The 18,324-nt window shown below is 73.1% G+C and carries 12 protein-coding genes and 1 pseudogene; 6 read left to right on the forward strand and 7 right to left on the reverse strand.

Annotation, left to right across the window (positions count from 1 at the left end; genetic code table 11):
- Positions 1 to 194: 194 nt before the first annotated feature.
- A complete protein-coding gene (locus KKZ08_RS16645; protein WP_223775205.1) occupies positions 195 to 1,760 on the forward strand; it encodes a sodium:solute symporter family protein in 1,566 nt (521 codons plus the stop codon).
- Here KKZ08_RS16645 and KKZ08_RS16650 read toward each other — a convergent pair.
- The 3 genes and pseudogenes from KKZ08_RS16650 to KKZ08_RS38980 all read right to left on the reverse strand — a co-directional run.
- Positions 1,745 to 2,863 carry an ADP-ribosylglycohydrolase family protein gene (locus KKZ08_RS16650; protein WP_223775206.1) on the reverse strand — a complete coding sequence of 373 codons (1,119 nt, stop codon included), beginning with the start codon at positions 2,861 to 2,863 and terminating at the stop codon, positions 1,745 to 1,747. The two genes, KKZ08_RS16645 and KKZ08_RS16650, sit on opposite strands and share 16 nt — an antisense overlap.
- Positions 2,864 to 3,029: 166 nt before the next feature.
- Positions 3,030 to 4,901, reverse strand: coding sequence for a tetratricopeptide repeat protein (locus KKZ08_RS16655; RefSeq protein WP_346657880.1), 1,872 nt, complete (start codon positions 4,899 to 4,901; stop codon positions 3,030 to 3,032).
- A gap of 250 nt (positions 4,902 to 5,151) precedes the next feature.
- A pseudogene (locus KKZ08_RS38980) lies at positions 5,152 to 5,535 on the reverse strand (ATP-binding protein); the annotation flags it as partial.
- Between the two features lie 138 nt (positions 5,536 to 5,673).
- Between KKZ08_RS38980 and KKZ08_RS16660 the strand changes: the two are divergent.
- Together KKZ08_RS16660 and KKZ08_RS16665 are read left to right on the forward strand one after the other, a co-directional pair.
- Positions 5,674 to 7,101 (forward strand): FG-GAP-like repeat-containing protein, encoded by a 1,428-nt coding sequence (locus tag KKZ08_RS16660; RefSeq protein ID WP_223775207.1) that lies wholly within the window; start codon positions 5,674 to 5,676, stop codon positions 7,099 to 7,101.
- 41 nt (positions 7,102 to 7,142) lie between these two features.
- Positions 7,143 to 8,549 (forward strand): FG-GAP and VCBS repeat-containing protein, encoded by a 1,407-nt coding sequence (locus tag KKZ08_RS16665; protein WP_223775208.1) that lies wholly within the window; start codon positions 7,143 to 7,145, stop codon positions 8,547 to 8,549.
- Positions 8,550 to 8,580: 31 nt separating this feature from the next.
- Here the strand turns inward: KKZ08_RS16665 and KKZ08_RS16670 are convergent, their stop codons facing one another.
- Positions 8,581 to 11,181, reverse strand: a complete 2,601-nt coding sequence (locus KKZ08_RS16670) for a bifunctional FO biosynthesis protein CofGH (RefSeq protein WP_223775209.1) — start codon at positions 11,179 to 11,181, stop codon at positions 8,581 to 8,583.
- 76 nt (positions 11,182 to 11,257) lie between these two features.
- The gene (locus KKZ08_RS16675) at positions 11,258 to 12,124 is read right to left on the reverse strand and encodes a TIGR03619 family F420-dependent LLM class oxidoreductase (RefSeq protein WP_223775210.1); all 867 of its coding nucleotides are present in this window, start codon (positions 12,122 to 12,124) and stop codon (positions 11,258 to 11,260) included.
- 91 nt (positions 12,125 to 12,215) lie between these two features.
- On the opposite strand from KKZ08_RS16675, the gene KKZ08_RS16680 reads away from it, so the two are divergent.
- The 3 genes from KKZ08_RS16680 (at position 12,216) to KKZ08_RS16690 (ending at position 14,720) form a co-directional block, all read left to right on the forward strand.
- Positions 12,216 to 12,650, forward strand: a complete 435-nt coding sequence (locus KKZ08_RS16680; protein WP_223775211.1) for an ankyrin repeat domain-containing protein — start codon at positions 12,216 to 12,218, stop codon at positions 12,648 to 12,650.
- A gap of 35 nt (positions 12,651 to 12,685) precedes the next feature.
- Entirely contained in the window at positions 12,686 to 13,018 is a 333-nt protein-coding gene (locus KKZ08_RS16685; RefSeq protein ID WP_223775212.1) for an antibiotic biosynthesis monooxygenase family protein, read from the forward strand.
- A 163-nt stretch (positions 13,019 to 13,181) separates the two neighbouring features.
- Positions 13,182 to 14,720, forward strand: coding sequence for a CehA/McbA family metallohydrolase (locus tag KKZ08_RS16690; RefSeq protein WP_223775213.1), 1,539 nt, complete (start codon positions 13,182 to 13,184; stop codon positions 14,718 to 14,720).
- A gap of 317 nt (positions 14,721 to 15,037) precedes the next feature.
- Here KKZ08_RS16690 and KKZ08_RS16695 read toward each other — a convergent pair whose 3' ends face one another.
- Positions 15,038 to 16,525 carry an aldehyde dehydrogenase family protein gene (locus tag KKZ08_RS16695; protein WP_223775214.1) on the reverse strand — a complete coding sequence of 496 codons (1,488 nt, stop codon included), beginning with the start codon at positions 16,523 to 16,525 and terminating at the stop codon, positions 15,038 to 15,040.
- Positions 16,522 to 18,261, reverse strand: a complete 1,740-nt coding sequence (locus KKZ08_RS16700) for a D-aminoacylase (protein ID WP_223775215.1) — start codon at positions 18,259 to 18,261, stop codon at positions 16,522 to 16,524. The genes KKZ08_RS16695 and KKZ08_RS16700 overlap by 4 nt, the downstream gene beginning before the upstream one ends.
- Positions 18,262 to 18,324 lie beyond the last annotated feature (63 nt).

Raw genomic sequence — 18,324 nt, forward strand, 5'->3', positions numbered from 1 at the left:
TGGTCAAGTATGTGAACAACAATCAGTTCAGCGAACGATTTTGCCTGCTCTTGACCCTACCCCCCGTTGTCGCCGACGTGTGCCCGAACCCACGATGAGCACGCACTTCCGGGTCGTTCATGTCTTCCGTGGCCGGTACTGGCGAAGTGCGAGCCATTATGCGCAGTTCACCAGGCGGACCCCTGGAGGGCCATATGAACAGTCTCGACTGGGCCGTGCTCATCGGCTACTTCGGCGTGATGGTCGCGATCGGCGTGTGGTCCCACAAGCGGGTCGACAACGTCAGCGACTTCTTCACCGCCGGCGGAAAGATGCCCTGGTGGCTGTCGGGCATCTCGCACCACATGTCGGGCTACAGCGCGGTGATGTTCACCGGGTACGCCGGCATCGCGTACACCTACGGCGTGACGTCCTTCGTCACCTGGTCCTTCCCCATCGCCCTGGGCATCGCCATCGGCGCGCGGCTCTTCGCCCCCCGCATCAACCGGCTGCGTTCACGGCTGCACGTCGCCTCGCCGCTCGAATACCTCAAGAACCGCTACAACCTGAAGACGCAGCAGGCGCTCGCCTGGTCCGGGATGCTGCTGAAGATCGTCGACGTGGGTGCCAAGTGGGCCGCCATCGCCACGCTGCTCGCGGTCTTCACCGGGGTCTCGCTGAACCAGGGCATCCTCATCACCGGCGTCATCACGGCGATCTACTGCACCATCGGCGGCCTGTGGGCGGACGCCCTCACCGAACTGGGGCAGTTCATCATCCAGCTCTTCGCCGGTATCGCGATGTTCGTGGCGGTCGTCGCCAAGCTCGGGCCGCACGGCGGCTTCTTCGGCGTCTGGGACGAGCCCGAGCTGGCGGGCCACGCGAAGCCGCTGGTCGGGCCGTACGGCACGGTGTTCCTGCTCGCGTTCCTCTTCATCAAGCTCTTCGAGTACAACGGCGGCATGCTCAACCAGGCGCAGCGGTACATGGCGACCGCCAACGCCAAGGAGGCCGCGCGCTCCGCGAAGCTCTCCGCGATCCTGTGGCTGGTCTGGCCGCTCGTCCTCTTCTTCCCCATGTGGATGTCGCCCCTCCTGGTCGACGCCAAGAAGCCCGACGGCTCGGACGCGTACGCCCTGATGACCGAACAGCTGCTGCCGCACGGGCTGTTGGGTCTGGTCATCGTCGGCTTCTTCTCGCACACCATGGCGATGTGCTCCTCCGACGCCAACGCCATCGCCGCCGTCTTCACCCGGGACGTGGCGCCCGTGCTCTCCGCGCGGGCGAAGGTCTGGTCGGAGCGCACGGGGCTGCTCGCCGCCCGCCTCACCACGGTGATCTTCCTGGGGCTGTCCATGGCGGTCGCGACGCAGGTCAACTCCCCCACGTTCAAGGACATCATCACGGTCGTCATCAAGTGGGTCGCCGGTCTGATGGGGCCGATCGCGATCCCGATGATGCTGGGCCTGCTGCGCACCTTCCGCAAGTCCGGCCCGACCGCCGCGCTGACCAGCTGGGGAGCCGGGCTCTTCGCCTTCTACCTGGTCAACTACCCGATCAACGACGCCGTCGAGGGCGGTGTGGCCCTCCAATACCAGGTGTCGATCCCGCTGGCGGTCTCGCTGATCCTCTACATCGTCATCGGTTACGTGAAGCCGGAGGACACCCCGGAGCGGGACGCGCTCATCGAGCGGATCAACACGGACGATGACAGCCCGGCCGGTTCCACGGGCGCGGCGGCCATGCCCGCCCCGGCCCAGGCGCCTCAGCCGCGCGGATAGCGGGCCAGCCAGCCCGGCGCGGACACGGCGGGGCCGTGCAGCGCCGGGCCCTGGGTCATCTCCATGGCGAAGTCGTCCGCGAGCTCCAGGACCGTGGGCCGGCCCTCCAGCTCCGTGAGCCAGCCCGGCGGCAGCGCGGTCTCCCCGTGCAGCGCGCCGAGCAGCGCCCCGCACAGCGCCCCCGTGGCGGAGGACGGGCCGCCGTGGTTGACGGCCAGGCGCACCCCGTGGCGGATGTCCTCGCCGACCAAGGCGCAGTACACGGCGACGGCGAGCGCCCCCTCGGCGGTGCCGTCGGCGAGCAGCTCCGCCACCCGCGCGGCCGTGGGCATGCCCTGGCGTACGGCGCCCAGGGCGTGCCGCAGGGCGTCCGCGACGGGCGGGTGGCCGGGGTGGGCGGCGAGCAGGGCGAGGGTCCGCTGGATCGCGCCGTCGAGGGACTCCCCGCGGGCGAGGCCGTGCACGATGACGGCGTGCGCGCCGGCCGCGAGGTAGGCGGTGGGGTGGCCGTGCGTCTGGACGGCGCCCTCGACGGCGAGCTGGAGCACGAGCTGCGGCTCCCAGCCGACGAGGAGACCGAAGGGCGCGGACCTGACGGCGGCCTCGGGGCCGCGCTCGTCGGGGTTCTTGGGGGTCTCCAGGGTGCCCATGACCGCGTTGCCCAGTCCGAGGAGGCAGGCGCGGGAGGGGGCGCGGCGGGAGTAGAGCCACTCTTCGCGGGCGAGCCAGCCGTCCTCCTTTCGCCGCTCGTCCGGGCCCCAGTCGCTCTGGGTCGCCGCCCAGCGGCGGTAGGCGCGGTGCAGGTCGGTCGGCGGGTGCCAGGCGCCGGTGTCGCGGCGGACCTGGGCGCGGATGAGGCCGTCCACGGTGAAGAGGGCGAGCTGGGTGGCGGCGGTGACCGCGCCCCGTCTGCCGTACGCGGGCACGGGCTCGGTGAGGCCTTCGGCGCCGTGCGCCGCGCGTATCTCGTCGAGGGAGAGCCCGTCCAGGGGTGCCCCGAAGGCGTCGCCCACGGCGGCCCCGAGGAGCGTGCCGCGCACCCGGCTGCGGAAGTCCTGCTGTTCGGCGCGGCCCCAGACACCGGTGGCTGCTGCTGTGCCCACCGGACCTCCCTCCGTGCCTCGCCCGGTTGCGACTGCGCAGCACTGTAATCGAACGGGAACGCTCGATTCAGACGGCAAGTGGTATGCGGCAAGACGCCCTTGAGGTCGCTTTTGGACGACGTTCACGGGAGCTTCGCAGTTGCTACAGACACCGCGCCCCCGGCCGTCATCCGCAGGGCGGGGCCGGGCCCGCGCCGGTGCCCGTGATCCGCTGCCGCTGCTCGCTCGCCCAGCCGTAGCCGGGGTCGATGCGCAGCGCCTCGTCCAGGGCGGTGAGGGCGTCGTCGCGGCGGCCGAGGGCTTCCAGGGACAGGGCCTTGCCGCCCCACGCCCAGGCGTAGCCGGGGTCGAGCGCGAGGGCCGCGGCGTACTCGGCGGCGGCCTCCTCGTGGTGGCCCGTGAGGCGCAGCACGTCGCCCCGCTCGCCCCGGGTGCCCGCCGCGTCCGGGGCGAGATCCTGGGCGCGGTCGAGGTCGGCGAGGGCGCCGGCCGTGTCGCCGAGGGACTGCCGCACCCGGGCCCTGCGGGTCAGCGCCCAGGCGTAGTCCGGCCACAGGGTGATCGCGCGGTCCAGGTCGGCCAGGGCCTCGCGGACGCGGCCGAGGGTGAACTTGACCTGGCCGAGGCTGCCGAGGGTGAGCGGCTCCGCGGGGTCGAGGGCGTGCGCCCGCTCCAGCCAGGGCAGCGCCTCGTCCGGGCGTCCCATGCGGCGGTAGGTCTCGCCGCGCTCGCGCGCGGGCCACGCGGCGTCGGGCGCCACCTCGGCGGCGTCGGCCAGATGCCCGAGGGCCGCCTCGTACTCGCCGAGCGCCCGGCGGGTGACGGCGAGGCCGTGGTGGCCCCACGGGTCGCGGGGGTCCAGGGCGAGGGCGCGCTCGTGGTCGCCGAGGGCCTCGCGCAGCCGGCCGAGGAGGAAGAGCCGCAGGCCGTGCGCGTTGTACGCGGCCACCCTGCCCTCGTCGTCCAGCTCGGCGCGGCCGAGCAGCACCTCCAGGACCAGCAGGGCGCCCTCCCGCTCCAGGGCGAGGGGGCCCAGGCAGGCGGTGGCCAGCGACTTCAGGGGCTCCGTCTCCCCGGCCAGGGGGTCCGTGGCCGCGTCGGAGCCCTCGGCGCCCGCGGTGTCCTCGGCCGCGTCCGTCACGGCCCGCGCCCACTCGCGGGCCACCGCAGTGGCCACGCGGCACGCCTCGACCCCCTCGCGCAGCACCTCCGGGAGCGCGGCGCGCGGCCGGGCGCACAGCCGGTGGTACAGCTCCTCGACGCGCGGCGCCCGCCACGCCGGGCGTGTCCACGGCCGGTCAGGCCTGGCCGGGCCGCCCTCCTCCAGCGCGCCGCGCCGCCGCTCGTACACCTCGGCGAGGCGGGTGTGCGCCGAGCTCCAGCTCTCCGGGGAGGCGTTGCGGCGCAGGCGGAGCATCGGGGCGCGGACGACGCCGTGATAGCGCGCCGTCCCTTTGCCGTCGGTCCGGACGAACGGCATGGTGCGCAGCCACGCAAACAGCTCCGCCGGGTCGACGCCGCCCTCGCCGGTGGCCGCGCGGATGGCCTCCTCGTCCAGCCGGCGGGGCAGCGCGCACGCGAGCGCGGCCGCCCGGCGGGCCGGGTCCGGCTCCCACTTCAGGAAGCGCTCCACGGCCGTGGCGCTCGGGTCGCCCACGTCGCCGGGGGCCGTGGGGCCGCTCTCGGCGAGCGTGGAGACGAGCACGGGCAGGCGGCCCGTCAGGCGCAGGACCTCGGCGACCACCGGCTCCTCGGTGACGCCCTTGGCGGCGAGCAGGTCACGTGCCTCGGCCTCCGTGAAGGGCCGCAGCGGCAGGTCGGCGGCGAAGTCGGCGGCGCCCTCCCAGCGGGCCGGGTCGAGGGGGCGCTGCCCGGCGGTCACCACGACGGTGTGGGCGGGGAGTTCGCCGTACCGGTCGGTCGTCATCACGTCGTGCAGCCAGCGGTCGAGGAACGGTGACGTCCGCTCGTACGTGTCGAAGAAGAGGACGAGCCACGGCGCGGCGTCGGCGGCCCCGGCCAGCTCGTCCAGGAGCACGGGGGTGAGGGATCGCTCCGGTTCCAGGACGAGGCGGGCGTCCTCCTGGCTGCGGAAGCGGGCCCGCAGCCGGTCGGCGCCCAGCGCGAGGCGGTCGGCGTCGACGGCGCGAACGCGCCGACGACCGGCACCAGGCCGAGCCCGGCGACCCCGCGCGGGCGGCCACGGCGCTGCCCGTGGACGGCGTGCCGGGTCCCGGCCGGCGCTCGGCCGCCGCGACGGCCTCGTGGCTGCGCTGCCGGTAGGTGGCAAGGGCCCGCTCCAGCTGCTTCAGGGGCCGTCCCTGCTGGGCGAATTGCGCGGCCACTTCGGCGAGGACCTCCGGGACGCCGCTCGCGCCCTCGTCCACGGACGCGACGAGTGCGCCCCGGTCGCGGGCCAGCTGGGCCATCTCCCGCACCAGTGACGTCTTGCCGACCCCCGCGTGGCCGTGCACATGGAAGAGGAACCGGTGCCGGTCGTCGTCCGGCGGCATCTCGAAGTTGGCTTCGAACAGGCGCAGTTCCTCGCGGCGCCCGACGAACGCCGCCCGCCGTCTGCGCCGGATGAGCTCCTGCATCGACATCCTCGTCCGTGCCATTCCGCCCCTCCCCTCCGTCCCCCGGGCTCCCGGCCCGCGGCCAGTCTCACGCATACGGGCGGGCCGCGAGGTGAACGGCCGCCATCTTCGAGCGAACGTCCGCGTCTCGTAACGGAGTTCCTGTGGTGTACAACCTTCACTCGAAATGACCCGTCTCCCGTTACGTCACAGACGTTCCTCACAGGAGGCACCGTGCCCCGCCGCACACTCATCACCGCCATCGCGGTCGCCGCGCTGACGACCCCCCTCGCCCTCTTCGCCACGTCCGGTTCCGCGTCGGCCGCCCCCGTGCCGCCGCGCACGCCGATGACCGACTTCAACCACGACGGGTACGCCGACCTCGCCGTCGCGGCGCCGCACGGCACGGTCGACGGAGTCGAGAAGGCCGGCTACGTCTCGGTCGTCTACGGCACCGCCTCCGGGCCCGGCACGGCGCGCCACCAGCTCATCAGCCGGGCCACGCCCGGCGTCCCCGGCGAACTGGAGGGTACGTACGCCTTCGGTTACCAGTCGATCCCCGGTGACCTGGACGGCGACTCGTACACCGACCTGCTCGTGGCGGGTGGCGGCGACGAGAACAAGGCCACCGTGCTCTGGGGCTCCAAGGACGGCCTGACCGGCCAGAACACCCTTCTCCCTTACACGTACTCCGATTTCGCCCTGGGCGACTTCAACGGCGACGGCAAGCGTGACCTCGTCGTGAACTCGCACCCGAGCGACGACCCGGACGTCTCCGGGATGACGATCCAGTACGGCCCGTTCACCCGGGACGGCAAGACGCGCACGCAGGACAGCATCACCACGGACGACGGCTCCTCGGGTCTGCGCTCCTTCATCACCGGTGACCTGACGGGCGACGGCGTCGACGACATCGTCACCACGCACGGCTTCGAGGAGATGCAGCACGAGGCCCGCTTCTGGAAGGGCTCGAAAACCGGCGTCAGCCACACCGCGAAGTCCCTCGGCACGGCGTACAGCGGCACCGTCGGCGATGTCGACGGCGACGGTTACGGCGACCTGATCACCCGCGACATCGGCTCCGTCACCGAGGTGATCGACTCCGCCCCGGGCAGCATCACGATCCAGTACGGCAGCTCCACCGGCCCCTCGGACGCGCGCAAGAAGGTCATCACGCAGGCCACCGCGGGCGTCCCCGGGGCGAGCGAGGAGAACGACGCCTTCGGCGCGTCCCTCAGCGCCGGTGACGTGAACGGCGACGGCAAGGCGGAGGTCGCCGTCGGCGTCCCCGGCGAGAGCCTCGACGCCGCCACCGGCACCGGCGCGGTCATCCTGCTCAAGGGCGCCGCCAAGGCCGAGGGCGGCATGACCGGCAAGGGCGCCGTCGCCTACAACCAGTCCACGGCGGGCGTGCCCGGCGTCTCCGAGACGGGCGACGACTTCGGCCGCCAGGTGAGCCTCACCGACCTCAACAAGGACGGCAAGGCCGACCTGACCGCGACGGCCCCCGGCGAGGACGGCACGTACGCCGACTCGGGCGCCCTGTGGAACCTGTACGGCTCCGCGAGCGGCCTGACCACGACGGGCGCGGGCACGCTCAGCCCGGCCAAGCTCGGAGCGCCCGAGAAGGGTGCCGCCTTCGGCCTGCGGCTCGGCGCCTGACCCACCCCGCCCCACACGCTCTCTGGCTCTCTGGAGGACCAGTGCGACGCTCTCTGACGGCCGCCCTCGCGGTCACCACCCTCATCACGCCCCTCGTGCTCGTCGCCACCGCGGGCTCCGCGTCGGCCGCGCCCGTGCCGCCGCGCACCCCGCTCGTCGACTTCAACCACGACGGGTACGCCGACGTCGCGATCTCCTCGGTCGGCGGCTGGCAAGGCACGACGCCCGGCACGGTCACGGTCATCTACGGCTCGGCCTCGGGCCCCGACACCGCCCACGCGACCTTCGGCCGCGCCACCCCGGGCGTCCCCGGCGACCCGCAGGACGGCGGACGCTTCGGCTCGCAGACGGCTGCCGCCGATCTCGACGACGACCAGTACACGGACCTCGTCATCAGCGGCGACGGCAACGCCGTCGTCCTGTGGGGTTCGGCGTTGGGCCTGCACGGCGAGAGGAGCTCCGAGCTGCCCTGGCGCGGCAGCGACGTCACCGCCGGCGACTTCAACGGCGACGGCAAGCGGGACCTGGTCACGGGCGATATCGAGGGCGAGCCCGACCCCGGCGACGACCTCTTCGGGATGTCGGTGTCGTACGGACCGTTCACCCGCGACGGCAAGGCCGCGAGCAAGCAGCAGGTGCCCACCCAGCGGGAGTTCGGCGAATCCGCCTTCGTGGTCGGCGACGTCACGGGTGACGGCGCCGACGACATCGTCTCCAGCCACGGCTTCGAGGAGAAGGCGCACGCCAGCCAGTTCTGGAAGGGCGGCAAGAACGGTGTGAGCACCACGTCCACACCGCTCGCCGCCACCTACAGCGGGGCGATCGCCGACGTCGACAAGGACGGCTACGGCGACCTGATCGTCCGCGACATCGGCAACAACTACGAGGACATGCCCTACCAGAAGGGCACGGTCCTCGTCAGGTACGGAACGCCGGACGGGCCTTCCGCGACCCGCACCGCGAAGATCACCCAGGAGACGGCGGGCGTCCCCGGCGTCGGCGAGGTGGGCGACGAGTTCGGCTCCTCGATCAGCGCGGGCGACGTCAACGGCGACGGCTACGCGGACGTCGCCGTCGGCATCCCCGGCGAGGACATCGAGTCGGTCGCGGACGCCGGGAGCACCGTGCTGCTCAAGGGCTCCCGCTCCGGCCTGACCGGCACGGGCGCGCAGGCCTTCCAGCAGTCCACGGCCGGGGTGCCCGGCGCCTCGGAGAAGAACGACAAGTTCGGCAGCCAGGTCCTGCTCTCCGACACCAACAAGGACGGCAGGGCCGACCTGACGGCGACCGCGCCCACGGAGGACGGCACCTACGCCGACTCCGGTGCCGCCTGGTACCTGCGCGGTGCCGCGAGCGGCCTCACCGTCACCGGCATCACGTCCTACAGCCCGAAGTCGCTCGGACTCCCGGAGAACCGCGTGGAGTTCGGCGGCGCGCTGACCCGCTAGTCAGCGCCCGCCCTGCTGCCGCTGAGGGACGTCAGTCCACCAGCGGCAGCAGCTCCGGCAGGTGCCCGTCCGAGGCAGCGGCTGCCCGCTGCCGTTCCTCGGGCACCTCGCCGTAGAGCGTCGTCCGCGGCTTCGCGGGCCGCCCGGCCGCCTCCGCGATGGCCACCAGGTCCTCGACCGAGCGGTAGGAGCCGTAACTGGAGCCCGCCATACGGGAGATGGTCTCCTCCATCAGGGTTCCGCCGAGGTCGTTCGCGCCGGACCGCAGCATCTCGGCGGCGCCCTCCTGGCCCAGCTTCACCCAGCTCGTCTGGATGTTGGGGATGTGCGGGTGCAGCAGGACCCGCGCCATGGCCGTCACCGCGCGGTTGTCGCGGGTGGTCGGGCCCGGCCGGGCGATGCCCGCCAGATAGACCGGCGCGTTGGTGTGGATGAAGGGCAGCGTCACGAACTCCGTGAAACCGCCGGTCTCCTGCTGGATCGCGGCCAGCGTGCGGAAGTGGCCGAGCCAGTGCCGGGGCTGGTCCACATGCCCGTACATCATCGTGGACGACGAGCGGATGCCCAGTTCGTGCGCGGTCTTGACGACCTCGATCCAGGTGGCGGTCGGCAGTTTGCCCTTGGTGAGGATCCAGCGCACCTCGTCGTCGAGGATCTCGGCGGCCGTCCCCGGGATGGAGTCGAGCCCCGCCTCCTTGGCCGCGCCGAGCCACTCCCGTATCGAGAGTCCCGTCCTGGTCGCGCCGTTGACGACCTCCATCGGCGAGAAGGCGTGCACGTGCATGCCCGGCACGCGCTCCTTCACGGCCCGCGCGATGTCGAAGTAGGCGGTGCCCGGCAGGTCGGGGTGGATGCCGCCCTGCATGCACACCTCGACGGCGCCGACGTCCCAGGCCTGCGCGGCGCGGTCGGCGACCTGGTCGAGGGAGAGGGTGTAGGCGTCCGCGTCGGTCCTGCGCTGCGCGAAGGCGCAGAAGCGGCAGCCGGTGTAGCAGACGTTGGTGAAGTTGATGTTGCGGGTGACGATGTACGTGACGTCGTCGCCGTTGACCGTCTTGCGGATGTCGTCCGCGATCCCGCAGAGCGCGTCCAGCGCGGGCCCGTCGGCGTGCAGCAGGGCCAGCGCCTCGTCGTCGGTGAGCTTGGTCGGATCGTCGGCGGCCTGCGCGAGAGCGGACCTCACATCACCGTCGATGCGGGACGGCACCATGCCGGGTGCCGCTTGCTCCCGCAGGGCCGCCCAGTCGCCGTAGACCTCGTCGAAGTCCTCGCGCCGGTCGGCGGTGCGGCCCTCCGTGTCGATGGTGCGGTGCAGGTCGGTGCGGCCCGATGACTTCGTGGCGACGTACCCCTCGTCGGGCTCCTGCCAGGGGTGGCCCTCGACGGTGGCGTCCGGGAGGGCGAGGCCGGTCTCCGGGTCGGCGAGGGCCCGCAGGTGCGGCAGGAGGCGCGGGTCGAGCCAGGGCTCACCGCGCCGCACGAACTCGGGGTAGACGCAGAGCCGCTCGGCGAGGGTGAAGCCCGCCGCGGCGGACCGCTCGGCCAGTTCGTCCAGCTTCGGCCACGGCTTCTCCGGGTTGACGTGGTCGATCGTGACCGGCGAGACGCCGCCCCAGTCGTCGATGCCGGCGCCGATCAGCCGCTCGTACTCCCCCGCGATGAGGTTCGGCGGGGCCTGGATGTTGCCCGCCGGGCCCATGATGTGCCGGGCGACGGCGATCGTGGCGACGAGGTCGTCGATCTCGGCGTCGGGCATGCCGCGCATCGCCGTGTCCGGCTTGGCGCGGAAGTTCTGGATGATCAGTTCCTGGATGCCGTGGTACGAGCGTGCCACGCGGCGCAGCGCGAAGAGCGAGTCCGCCCGCTCCTCGTACGTCTCGCCGATCCCGATCAGCAGCCCGCTGGTGAAGGGCACGGACGAGCGTCCCGCGTCCTCCAGGACCCGCAGCCGGACAGCCGGTTCCTTGTCCGGGGAGCCGTAGTGCGGCTGCCCCGGCTCGCTCCACAGCCGCTCGGCGGTCGTCTCCAGCATCATGCCCATGCTGGGCGCGACGGGCTTGAGCCGCTGGAAGTCCGTCCAGGTCATGACGCCCGGGTTGAGGTGCGGCAGCAGCCCCGTCTCCTCCAGGATGCGGATGGAGATGGCGCGGACGTACGCGATGGTGTCGTCGTACCCCTCGGCCTCCAGCCACTCGCGGGCCTCGGGCCAGCGGTCCTCCGGCTTGTCGCCGAGGGTGATGAGGGCTTCCTTGCAGCCCAGTTCGGCCCCGCGCCGCGCGATGTCGAGCACTTCGTCCGGGGACATGAACATGCCGTGCCCGTCGCGGCGCAGCTTGCCGGGCACGGTCGCGAAGGTGCAGTAGTGGCACTTGTCGCGGCACAGCCGGGTGAGCGGGATGAAGACGCTCTTCGAGTACGTGATGACGCCGGCGCGGCCCGCCGCCTCCAGGCCCGCGTCGCGCACCCGGGCGGCCGACGCGGTGAGGTCGTCGAGGTCCTCACCGCGGGCCTGCAACAGGACGGCGGCCTCCGTCACATCGAGCGCGACACCGTCTCGCGCCCTCCTGAGCGCGCGCCGCATGGCGTTCGCGGTGGGTCGTCCGGCCTCGTCGGGCTGCGCGCTGTTGGTCATGTCTCCGAGCATACGAGCGACAACGCGTGACCTGGGCGGATACTTCCGTGGTGGCTACGGAGGACTTCCTTGGTGGCTACGGAGGGCTTATGGCCTTCTGTGCCGCGTCGAGCGCCGCGCACACCCGCGCTTCCCCGGCGGCCGGCAGCTGCACGATGACCTCGTCGACGCCCAGCTCCGCGAAGTGCGCGAGCTTGCCCGCCTCGGGAGCCACGGCCGTCAGCGCCACGTACAGGTCGGCCGCCTCGCGCCCCGCCTCGGCCCACGCCGTGCGCAGCGCGGGCAGCGCCCGGCGCAGTCCGCTGCCGCCGACGGGCAGCCAGCCGTCGGCGTACTCCGCGACGTGCGCGAAGAGCCCCGGCCCGGCGGCGCCGCCGATGAGGGTCAGCGGCCCGTGCAGCGGCCCTTTCCCGAGCCGCTTGCGGGGCGCGCGCCGGGGCTTCGGATGGACCTCGCTGGCCCGCACGGAGCCGTACTCGCTCTCGTACTCCGTGGGTTGCTCGGCCCACAGAGCCCGCATGAGCGCCATCCGGTCCCGCACGACGGCCCGCCGGTGGGGCCAGGGGACGCCGTGGTCCTCGGCCTCCTCGCGGTTCCAGCCGTAGCCGATGCCGAGGGTGACGCGGCCGCCGGAGAGGTGGTCGAGGGTCGCGACCTGCTTGGCGAGGTCGATGGGGTCGTGCTGGGCGACCAGCGCGATGTTCGTGCCGAGGGTGATCCGCTCGGTGACGGCGGCGGCCTGGGCGAGGGCGACGAAGGGGCTGAGCATGCGGGCGCACTCGGGCGGCAGGTCGCCGCCCGGGTAGGGGGTCTCGCGGGGCACGGGGATGTGGGTGTGCTCGGGGAGGTAGAGCCCGTCGAAGCCCCGCCCCTCCAACTCCCGGGCCAGCCGCACCGGCCCGATCGTGCCGTCGGTCATGTACAGCGTCGCGGAGATGCGCACGGGTGCCTCCGGGGAGTCGTTGCTTCCTCGGCACTTCCTATCCCCGGAAAGCCGGTTGGTCCATGGCCGCGCGCTCATTACCCTGGCGCCGGTGAACAGACGACGGCAGAAGAAGCTGACCCGTCGCCTGGTGCTCGCCGCGCTGCTCGGCGACACCGCCACCGTGGCCTGCGTCCTGCGCACCGGCGTCGACCCGCGCCTGCCGAACGCGCAGGGCACGCTGCCCCTGTACGCGGCCTCGGTGCACGGCGACGCCGAGGCGGTGCGGCTCCTGCTGCGGGCGGGCGCGCTGCCCGACGCCGAGAGCGGCCACGGCTCCGAGGGCACCCCGCTGTGCGGCGCGGCCTGCTGGGGCCACGTCGACGCGGTGCGCGAACTGCTCGCCCACGGCGCGGACCCGAACCTGCCGGAGGACCACGGCACGGGCTGGACGCCGCTGCGCTGGGCGCGGGGCGGTCCGCATCCACAGACGGAGGCGGTGCTGGTGGCGGCGGGCGCCAACGAGAGGTCTACGCCGCCCGGTTGAGGGGTGCGGTAGAGGGGCGCGGTTAGGCTTCCGGCATGACTACGGACAACTCTCCCGTCACCTTCATCAACGTCTTCGAGATAGCCGCCGAGGACCTCGACGCGTTCGTCGGGAAGTGGGAGCAGCGGGCCCGCCTCATGCGGGACAAGCCCGGCTTCATCGACTCCCGCATGCACCGGGCCCGCTCGTCGGACTCCCGCTTCCAGCTCGTCAACGTCTCCCACTGGGAGAGCCAGGAGGCGTGGGAGGCCGCCACCGCCGACCCCGGTTTCGCGTCCCGCACCAGGGCCGCGCGCGAGGAGACCAGCCGGCCGGTCACACCGAACCCCGCGGTCTACGACGTCGTCGTGGAACTCGCCGCTCCCTGAGACCACCAGCGGCGACACGGGGCGACAAAGGCCGACAGCAGGCGACACCGGGCGACACCGGGTGTAAAACCGTCACTCGCCTTCCCTTGCCGCTCAGTTCACGGCTCAATACCAGGGTTGCACGCACCGCCCACGTCACCACCGACACCCTGGGAGCCGCAGCATGTGTGAGGACCACCCGCAGCACGGCACGATGAACCGGCGCGGACTGTTCGTGACGGGAGCCGCCGCCGCGCTTACGTTGAACGGCGTGAGCTTCGCCGACGGCGCCGAAGGGCGCGTCCCGCCCCAGGAGCGGCAGGGCACGCGGGAGACCAAGACCCTCCGCGGGACCCTGCCGCCGGGCGCCCCCGACTTCGTGTACCTGCCGCTGAGGATCCCGGCCGGCGTCAGCGAGCTGCGCGTCGCGTACACCTACGAGAAGCCGCCCGTGCCCGCCGGGACGCAGGGCAATGCCCTGGACATCGGCATCTTCGACGAGCGCGGCACGGACCTCGGCGGCAAGGGCTTCCGCGGCTGGTCCGGCGGGGCCCGCACCGAGTTCTTCATCCGCGCCGACGAGGCGACGCCCGGCTACATCCCGGGCCGCGTCCGTCCTGGCACCTGGCACATCGCGCTCGGCCCCTACACGGTCGCCCCCGAGGGCCTCCCCTACGAGGTGACGATCACCCTCACCTACGGGGCGCCCGGCAGCACCCCGAGGCCCGCCTATCCGCCGGAGCGCGCGAAGGGCCGTGGCCGCGCCTGGTACCGCGGCGACTGCCACCTGCACTCCGTCTACTCCGACGGCCGCCGCACCCCCGGCGAGATCGCCGCGCTCGCCCGCGCCGCGGGCCTCGACTTCATCAACAGCTCCGAGCACAACACCCACTCGGCGCACGCGCACTGGGCCGAGCACGCCGGGGACGACCTGCTGATCATGCTGGGCGAGGAGGTCACCACCCGCAACGGCCACGTGGTGGCGCTCGGTACGGACCCGGGCACGTTCGTCGACTGGCGCTACCGCGCCCGCGACAACCGCTTCGGCAGATACGCGCGCGAGATCCGCGACGCGGGCGGCCTCGTCGTCCCCGCCCACCCGCACGCCACCTGCGTCGGCTGCAACTGGAAGTTCGGCTTCGGCGAGGCGGACGCCGTCGAGGTGTGGAACGGCCCCTACACGCCGGACGACGAGGTCTCCCTCGCCGACTGGGACAGCATGCTCGTCGCCTCCGTACGCGGCGGGAAACCGTGGATCCCGGCCCTGGGCAACAGCGACGCGCACCGCGACCCCGACCGGATCGGCGGCCCGCAGACGGTGGTCCTCGCCGACGACCTGACCCGCGAGGCCATCCAGGAGGGCCTGCGGCGCGGCCGTTCCTACGTCGCCGAGTCCAAGGAGGTGGAACTCACCTTCTCCGCGGCGGGCGGCCGCGGCAGGCACGCGGGCATCGGCGAACGCCTCACCGTGGACCACGACACCCCGGTCACGGTGCGCCTGGACGTCAGGGGCGCCCCCGGCTGCACGGCCCGCCTCATCACCGACCAGGGCGTCCTGCACACGTCCCCACCCCTCCCGGCCTCCGGCACGGGCACGGTGGAGTGGCGCACGACGCCTTCATACGCGGCGTACGTCCGCGCGGAGATCCGCCACCCGACGACGACGGCTGCCCTGCCGGGGGCACTGCGGGGGTTCACGAACCCGATCTTCCTGGGGCGCTGACCTTGGCGCGGCAGCGCGACTGAACGCACCGGGCCGGGCCGGGACCGGCCGCGGTTGCCTTACTACGGCGACATGTCTGGGTCACGGTCACGAGCCAAGGGCGTGGTGTACGTGTACTCCACGCTCGGCGATCTCCAGCCGGGGATCCTGTGCCCGGTGAGTCCACCCTCCATACGGCGAGGCGGCCGGCGTCGAGTGGCCGGTGGCGGCGAGCCGGGCTCGGTGGGGGCGGGTGGGTGGGGGAAGGGCGGCGCCTCAGCGGAGTGGCGGAGGTGCGGCTCCCGCGTCACGAGTACCGCGGCGCCGCCTTGGAACGCTCAGCCGCCCGGCCACACGATCGCCTGGAGTTCGCTGTACGCGTGCAGCGCGTACGACCCCACGTCCCGGCCCACTCCGCTGCGCTTGAAGCCGCCGAACGGTGCCTCCATGTTGCGGCCGACCGTGTTGACGCCGACGCCGCCCGCCCGCAGCCGGCGGGCGACGCGGAAGGCGCGGGCCACGTCGCCCGACCAGACGTAGTCGATGAGGCCGTACTCGCTGTCGTTGGCGAGCGTGATCGCCGTTTCCTCGGCGGCTTCCGGGCCGTCGGCGTCGAAGGGGACCACCGCCACCACCGGGCCGAAGACCTCCTCGCGGACGACCCGCATGTCGGGGGTGCAGTCGGCGAGGAGGGCCGGGGCGACGTAGAAGCCGGTCGGGAGCGCCGGGCGCTCGCCGCCCGTGACGACGCGTGCTCCCTCCTTGCGGCCCAGTTCGACGTACGACTCGACGCGGTCGCGGTGTGCCGCCGAGATCACCGGGCCGACGACCGTGTCCCGCTCGCGCGGGTCGCCGACCTTGAGGAAGCCGATGTACTCGGTCAGCTTCCGCACCAGCCGGTCGTACACGCCGCGTTCGGCGATCACGCGGGTCGGGGCCGTGCAGATCTGGCCGCTGTAGAAGGAGAAGGTGGTGCCGATACCGGCGACCGCCGCGGCCAGGCCCTTGTCGTCCAGGTCGTCGAAGACGATCGCCGCGCCCTTGCCGCCCAGCTCCATCAGCTGCCGCTTCATGTCGCGGCCGCAGACCTCGCCGATGCGCCGGCCGACCGCCGTCGAGCCGGTGAAGCTCACCATGTCGACGTCGGGGGAGGCGACGGCGGCCTCGCCCACCGCCGCGTCCGTGCCGGAGACGACGTTGACGACGCCGGGCGGGACGCCCGCCTCTTCCAGCGCGGCGGCCATCGCGTACACGGACAGGGGGTCCTGCGGCGCCGGTTTCACGACGACGGTGTTGCCCATGGCGAGGGCGGGCGCCACCTTGCCCGCCGGGTTCGCCCACGGGTTGTTGTACGAGGTGACGCACGTGACGACGCCGACGGGCTGGCGCACGGCGAGCGCGCCCGTGACCGCCGCCGGGCCCATCGGCCCCGCCTCGCTGATCTGCGGCGGCAGGGCGGACTCCACCGGTTCCAGCGCCCCCTTCGCGTACCGCTGGAAACGGGACACGGCCACGGCGACCTGCATGCCGCGCGCCGTGCCGGTCGTCGCGCCGGTCTCGGCGCGGGCGAGTTCGGCGTGCGCGGCGAGGTCGCGGCGCAGGATGCCCGCCGCGCGGTCCAGGACGGCCGCCCGCTCCTCGGGGGCCGTGCGGGACCAGGCGGGGAAGGCGTCGCGGGCCGCCGAGGCCGCCGCGTACGCCTGCTCGCGGCTCGCCTCGGGGGCGAGGCCGACGACCCGCTCGGTCGCCGGGTCGATCACTTCGTAGTGCCCGCCGTCGGGCTCGGCCCACTCGCCGCCGATGAACAGCCGCCGCGCGCCCGTCACTTGGTGCTCACCGTCCTGGTGTCGCGGCCGGACCGCAGGATCGTGCCCGGCACGGCGCCGGTGACGACGTCCTCGCGGATGACCTCGACGCCGTTGACCCAGACGGCGTTGACGCCGATCGCCTTGGAGTCCAGGCGCGGGCTGTCACCGGGCAGGTCGTGGACGAGGGTGGCCTTGCCCGCGTCGATCCGCGCCGGGTCGAAGAGCACCAGGTCGGCGTGGTGGCCCTCGGTGATCCGGCCGCGTTCGCGCAGCCCGAAGAGCTGGGCGGGGTCGTCGGTGAGCATCTTTACGGCCTGCTCAAGGCCGACGAGCTTGCGGCCGCGCAGGCAGTCGCCGAGGAACCGGGTCGTGTACGGCGCCCCGCACATGCGGTCCAGGTGCGCGCCCGCGTCGGAGCCGCCGAGGAGGACGTCCTCGTGCTGCCAGGTCCGGGCGCGCAGGGCCCAGGAGTCGGGGTCGTTGTCGGTCGGCATCGGCCACAGGACGGTGCGCAGCCGGTCGGCGGCGCAGATCTCGACGAGGCAGGTGAAGGGGTCCTGGCCGCGTTCGGCGGCGATGTCGGCGACGACGCGGCCGGTGAGGCCCTCGTTCCCCGTGGAGTACGTGTCGCCGATGACGTACCGGTCGAAGCGGGCCAGGCGGCGGAAGACGCCCGCCTTCTTGCTGTCCGCGCGCCGCAGCATCTCGGCGCGCACGGCGGGATCGCGCAATTTCGCGATGCGTTCCGGGACGGGCAGGGCGAGGATGTCGCCCCAGCCGGGGATGAGATTGAGGGCGCAGAAGGTGCCGAGCGACATGTTCATGGGGGTGAGGATCGGCATGGTGAGGGCGACGACGCGGCCGCCGGCCTGGCGGGCGCGTTCGCTCGGCACGAGCTGGCGCGGGACGCGTTCGGGGACGGCGGCGTCGATGGTGAGGACGTTCCAGTTGAGGGGCCGCCCGGCGGCCACGCTCATCTCCACCAGCAGATCGATCTCGTCGTCGCCGAACTGGTCCAGGCACCCCGCCACGATCGCTTCGAGCTGCGTGCCCTCGTGCTCGGCGACGGCGCGGGAGAGTGCGAGCAGTTCGTCGGGGCGGGCGTGGCGGGAGGCGACGGGCTGTCCGTCGCCGTCGGAGTGCGTCGAGGACTGCGTGGTGGACAGGCCCCACGCGCCCGCGTCCATCGCGTCGTGGAAGAGGCGCAGCATCTCCTCCAGCTGGGCGGGGGTCGGCTGCCCGCCGACGGCGTCCGCGCCCATGACGTACCGCCGCAGGGCGCAGTGGCCCACCATGAACCCGGCGTTGACGGCGATCCGCCCCTCCAGGGCGTCGAGGTACTCCCCGAACGAACTCCACGTCCAGGGCGCGCCCTCCTCCAGCGACACCAGCGACATGCCCTCGACCTTCGACATCATCCGCCGCGTGTAGTCGGCGTCCTCGGGCCGGCCGGGGTGCAGCGGCGCGAGCGTGAACCCGCAGTTGCCGCCCGCGACGGTCGTCACGCCGTGGTTGAGGGACGGGGTGGCGTACGGATCCCAGAACAGCTGCGCGTCGTAGTGCGTGTGCGGGTCGACGAACCCGGGGGCGAGCACCAGGCCCTGGGCGTCCTCGCTGGTCCGCGCCTCCTCGGACACGGCTCCCGGTGCGGCGATGACGGCGATGCGGCCGTCCCGTATGCCGACGTCGGCGACGCGGGCGGGGGCGCCGGTGCCGTCCACGACGGTCGCCGCGCGGATGAGGTGGTCGAGCATGGCGTGTCCCTTCCTGTAGTGCCTGTAGTGGGGCGGGCGGCCGGAAGCAGGCGGGCGTGGCGG

The organism is Streptomyces sp. 135 (assembly GCF_020026305.1).
Taxonomy (GTDB): Bacteria; Actinomycetota; Actinomycetes; order Streptomycetales; family Streptomycetaceae; genus Streptomyces.

Coding starts and splice junctions, on each gene's coding strand:
- KKZ08_RS16645 (WP_223775205.1), top strand. CDS start 195: ATGAACAGTCTCGACTGGGCCGTGCTCATCGGCTACTTCGGCGTGATG.
- KKZ08_RS16670 (WP_223775209.1), bottom strand. CDS start 11,181: ATGACCAACAGCGCGCAGCCCGACGAGGCCGGACGACCCACCGCGAAC.
- KKZ08_RS16685 (WP_223775212.1), top strand. CDS start 12,686: ATGACTACGGACAACTCTCCCGTCACCTTCATCAACGTCTTCGAGATA.
- KKZ08_RS16690 (WP_223775213.1), top strand. CDS start 13,182: ATGTGTGAGGACCACCCGCAGCACGGCACGATGAACCGGCGCGGACTG.
- KKZ08_RS16700 (WP_223775215.1), bottom strand. CDS start 18,261: ATGCTCGACCACCTCATCCGCGCGGCGACCGTCGTGGACGGCACCGGC.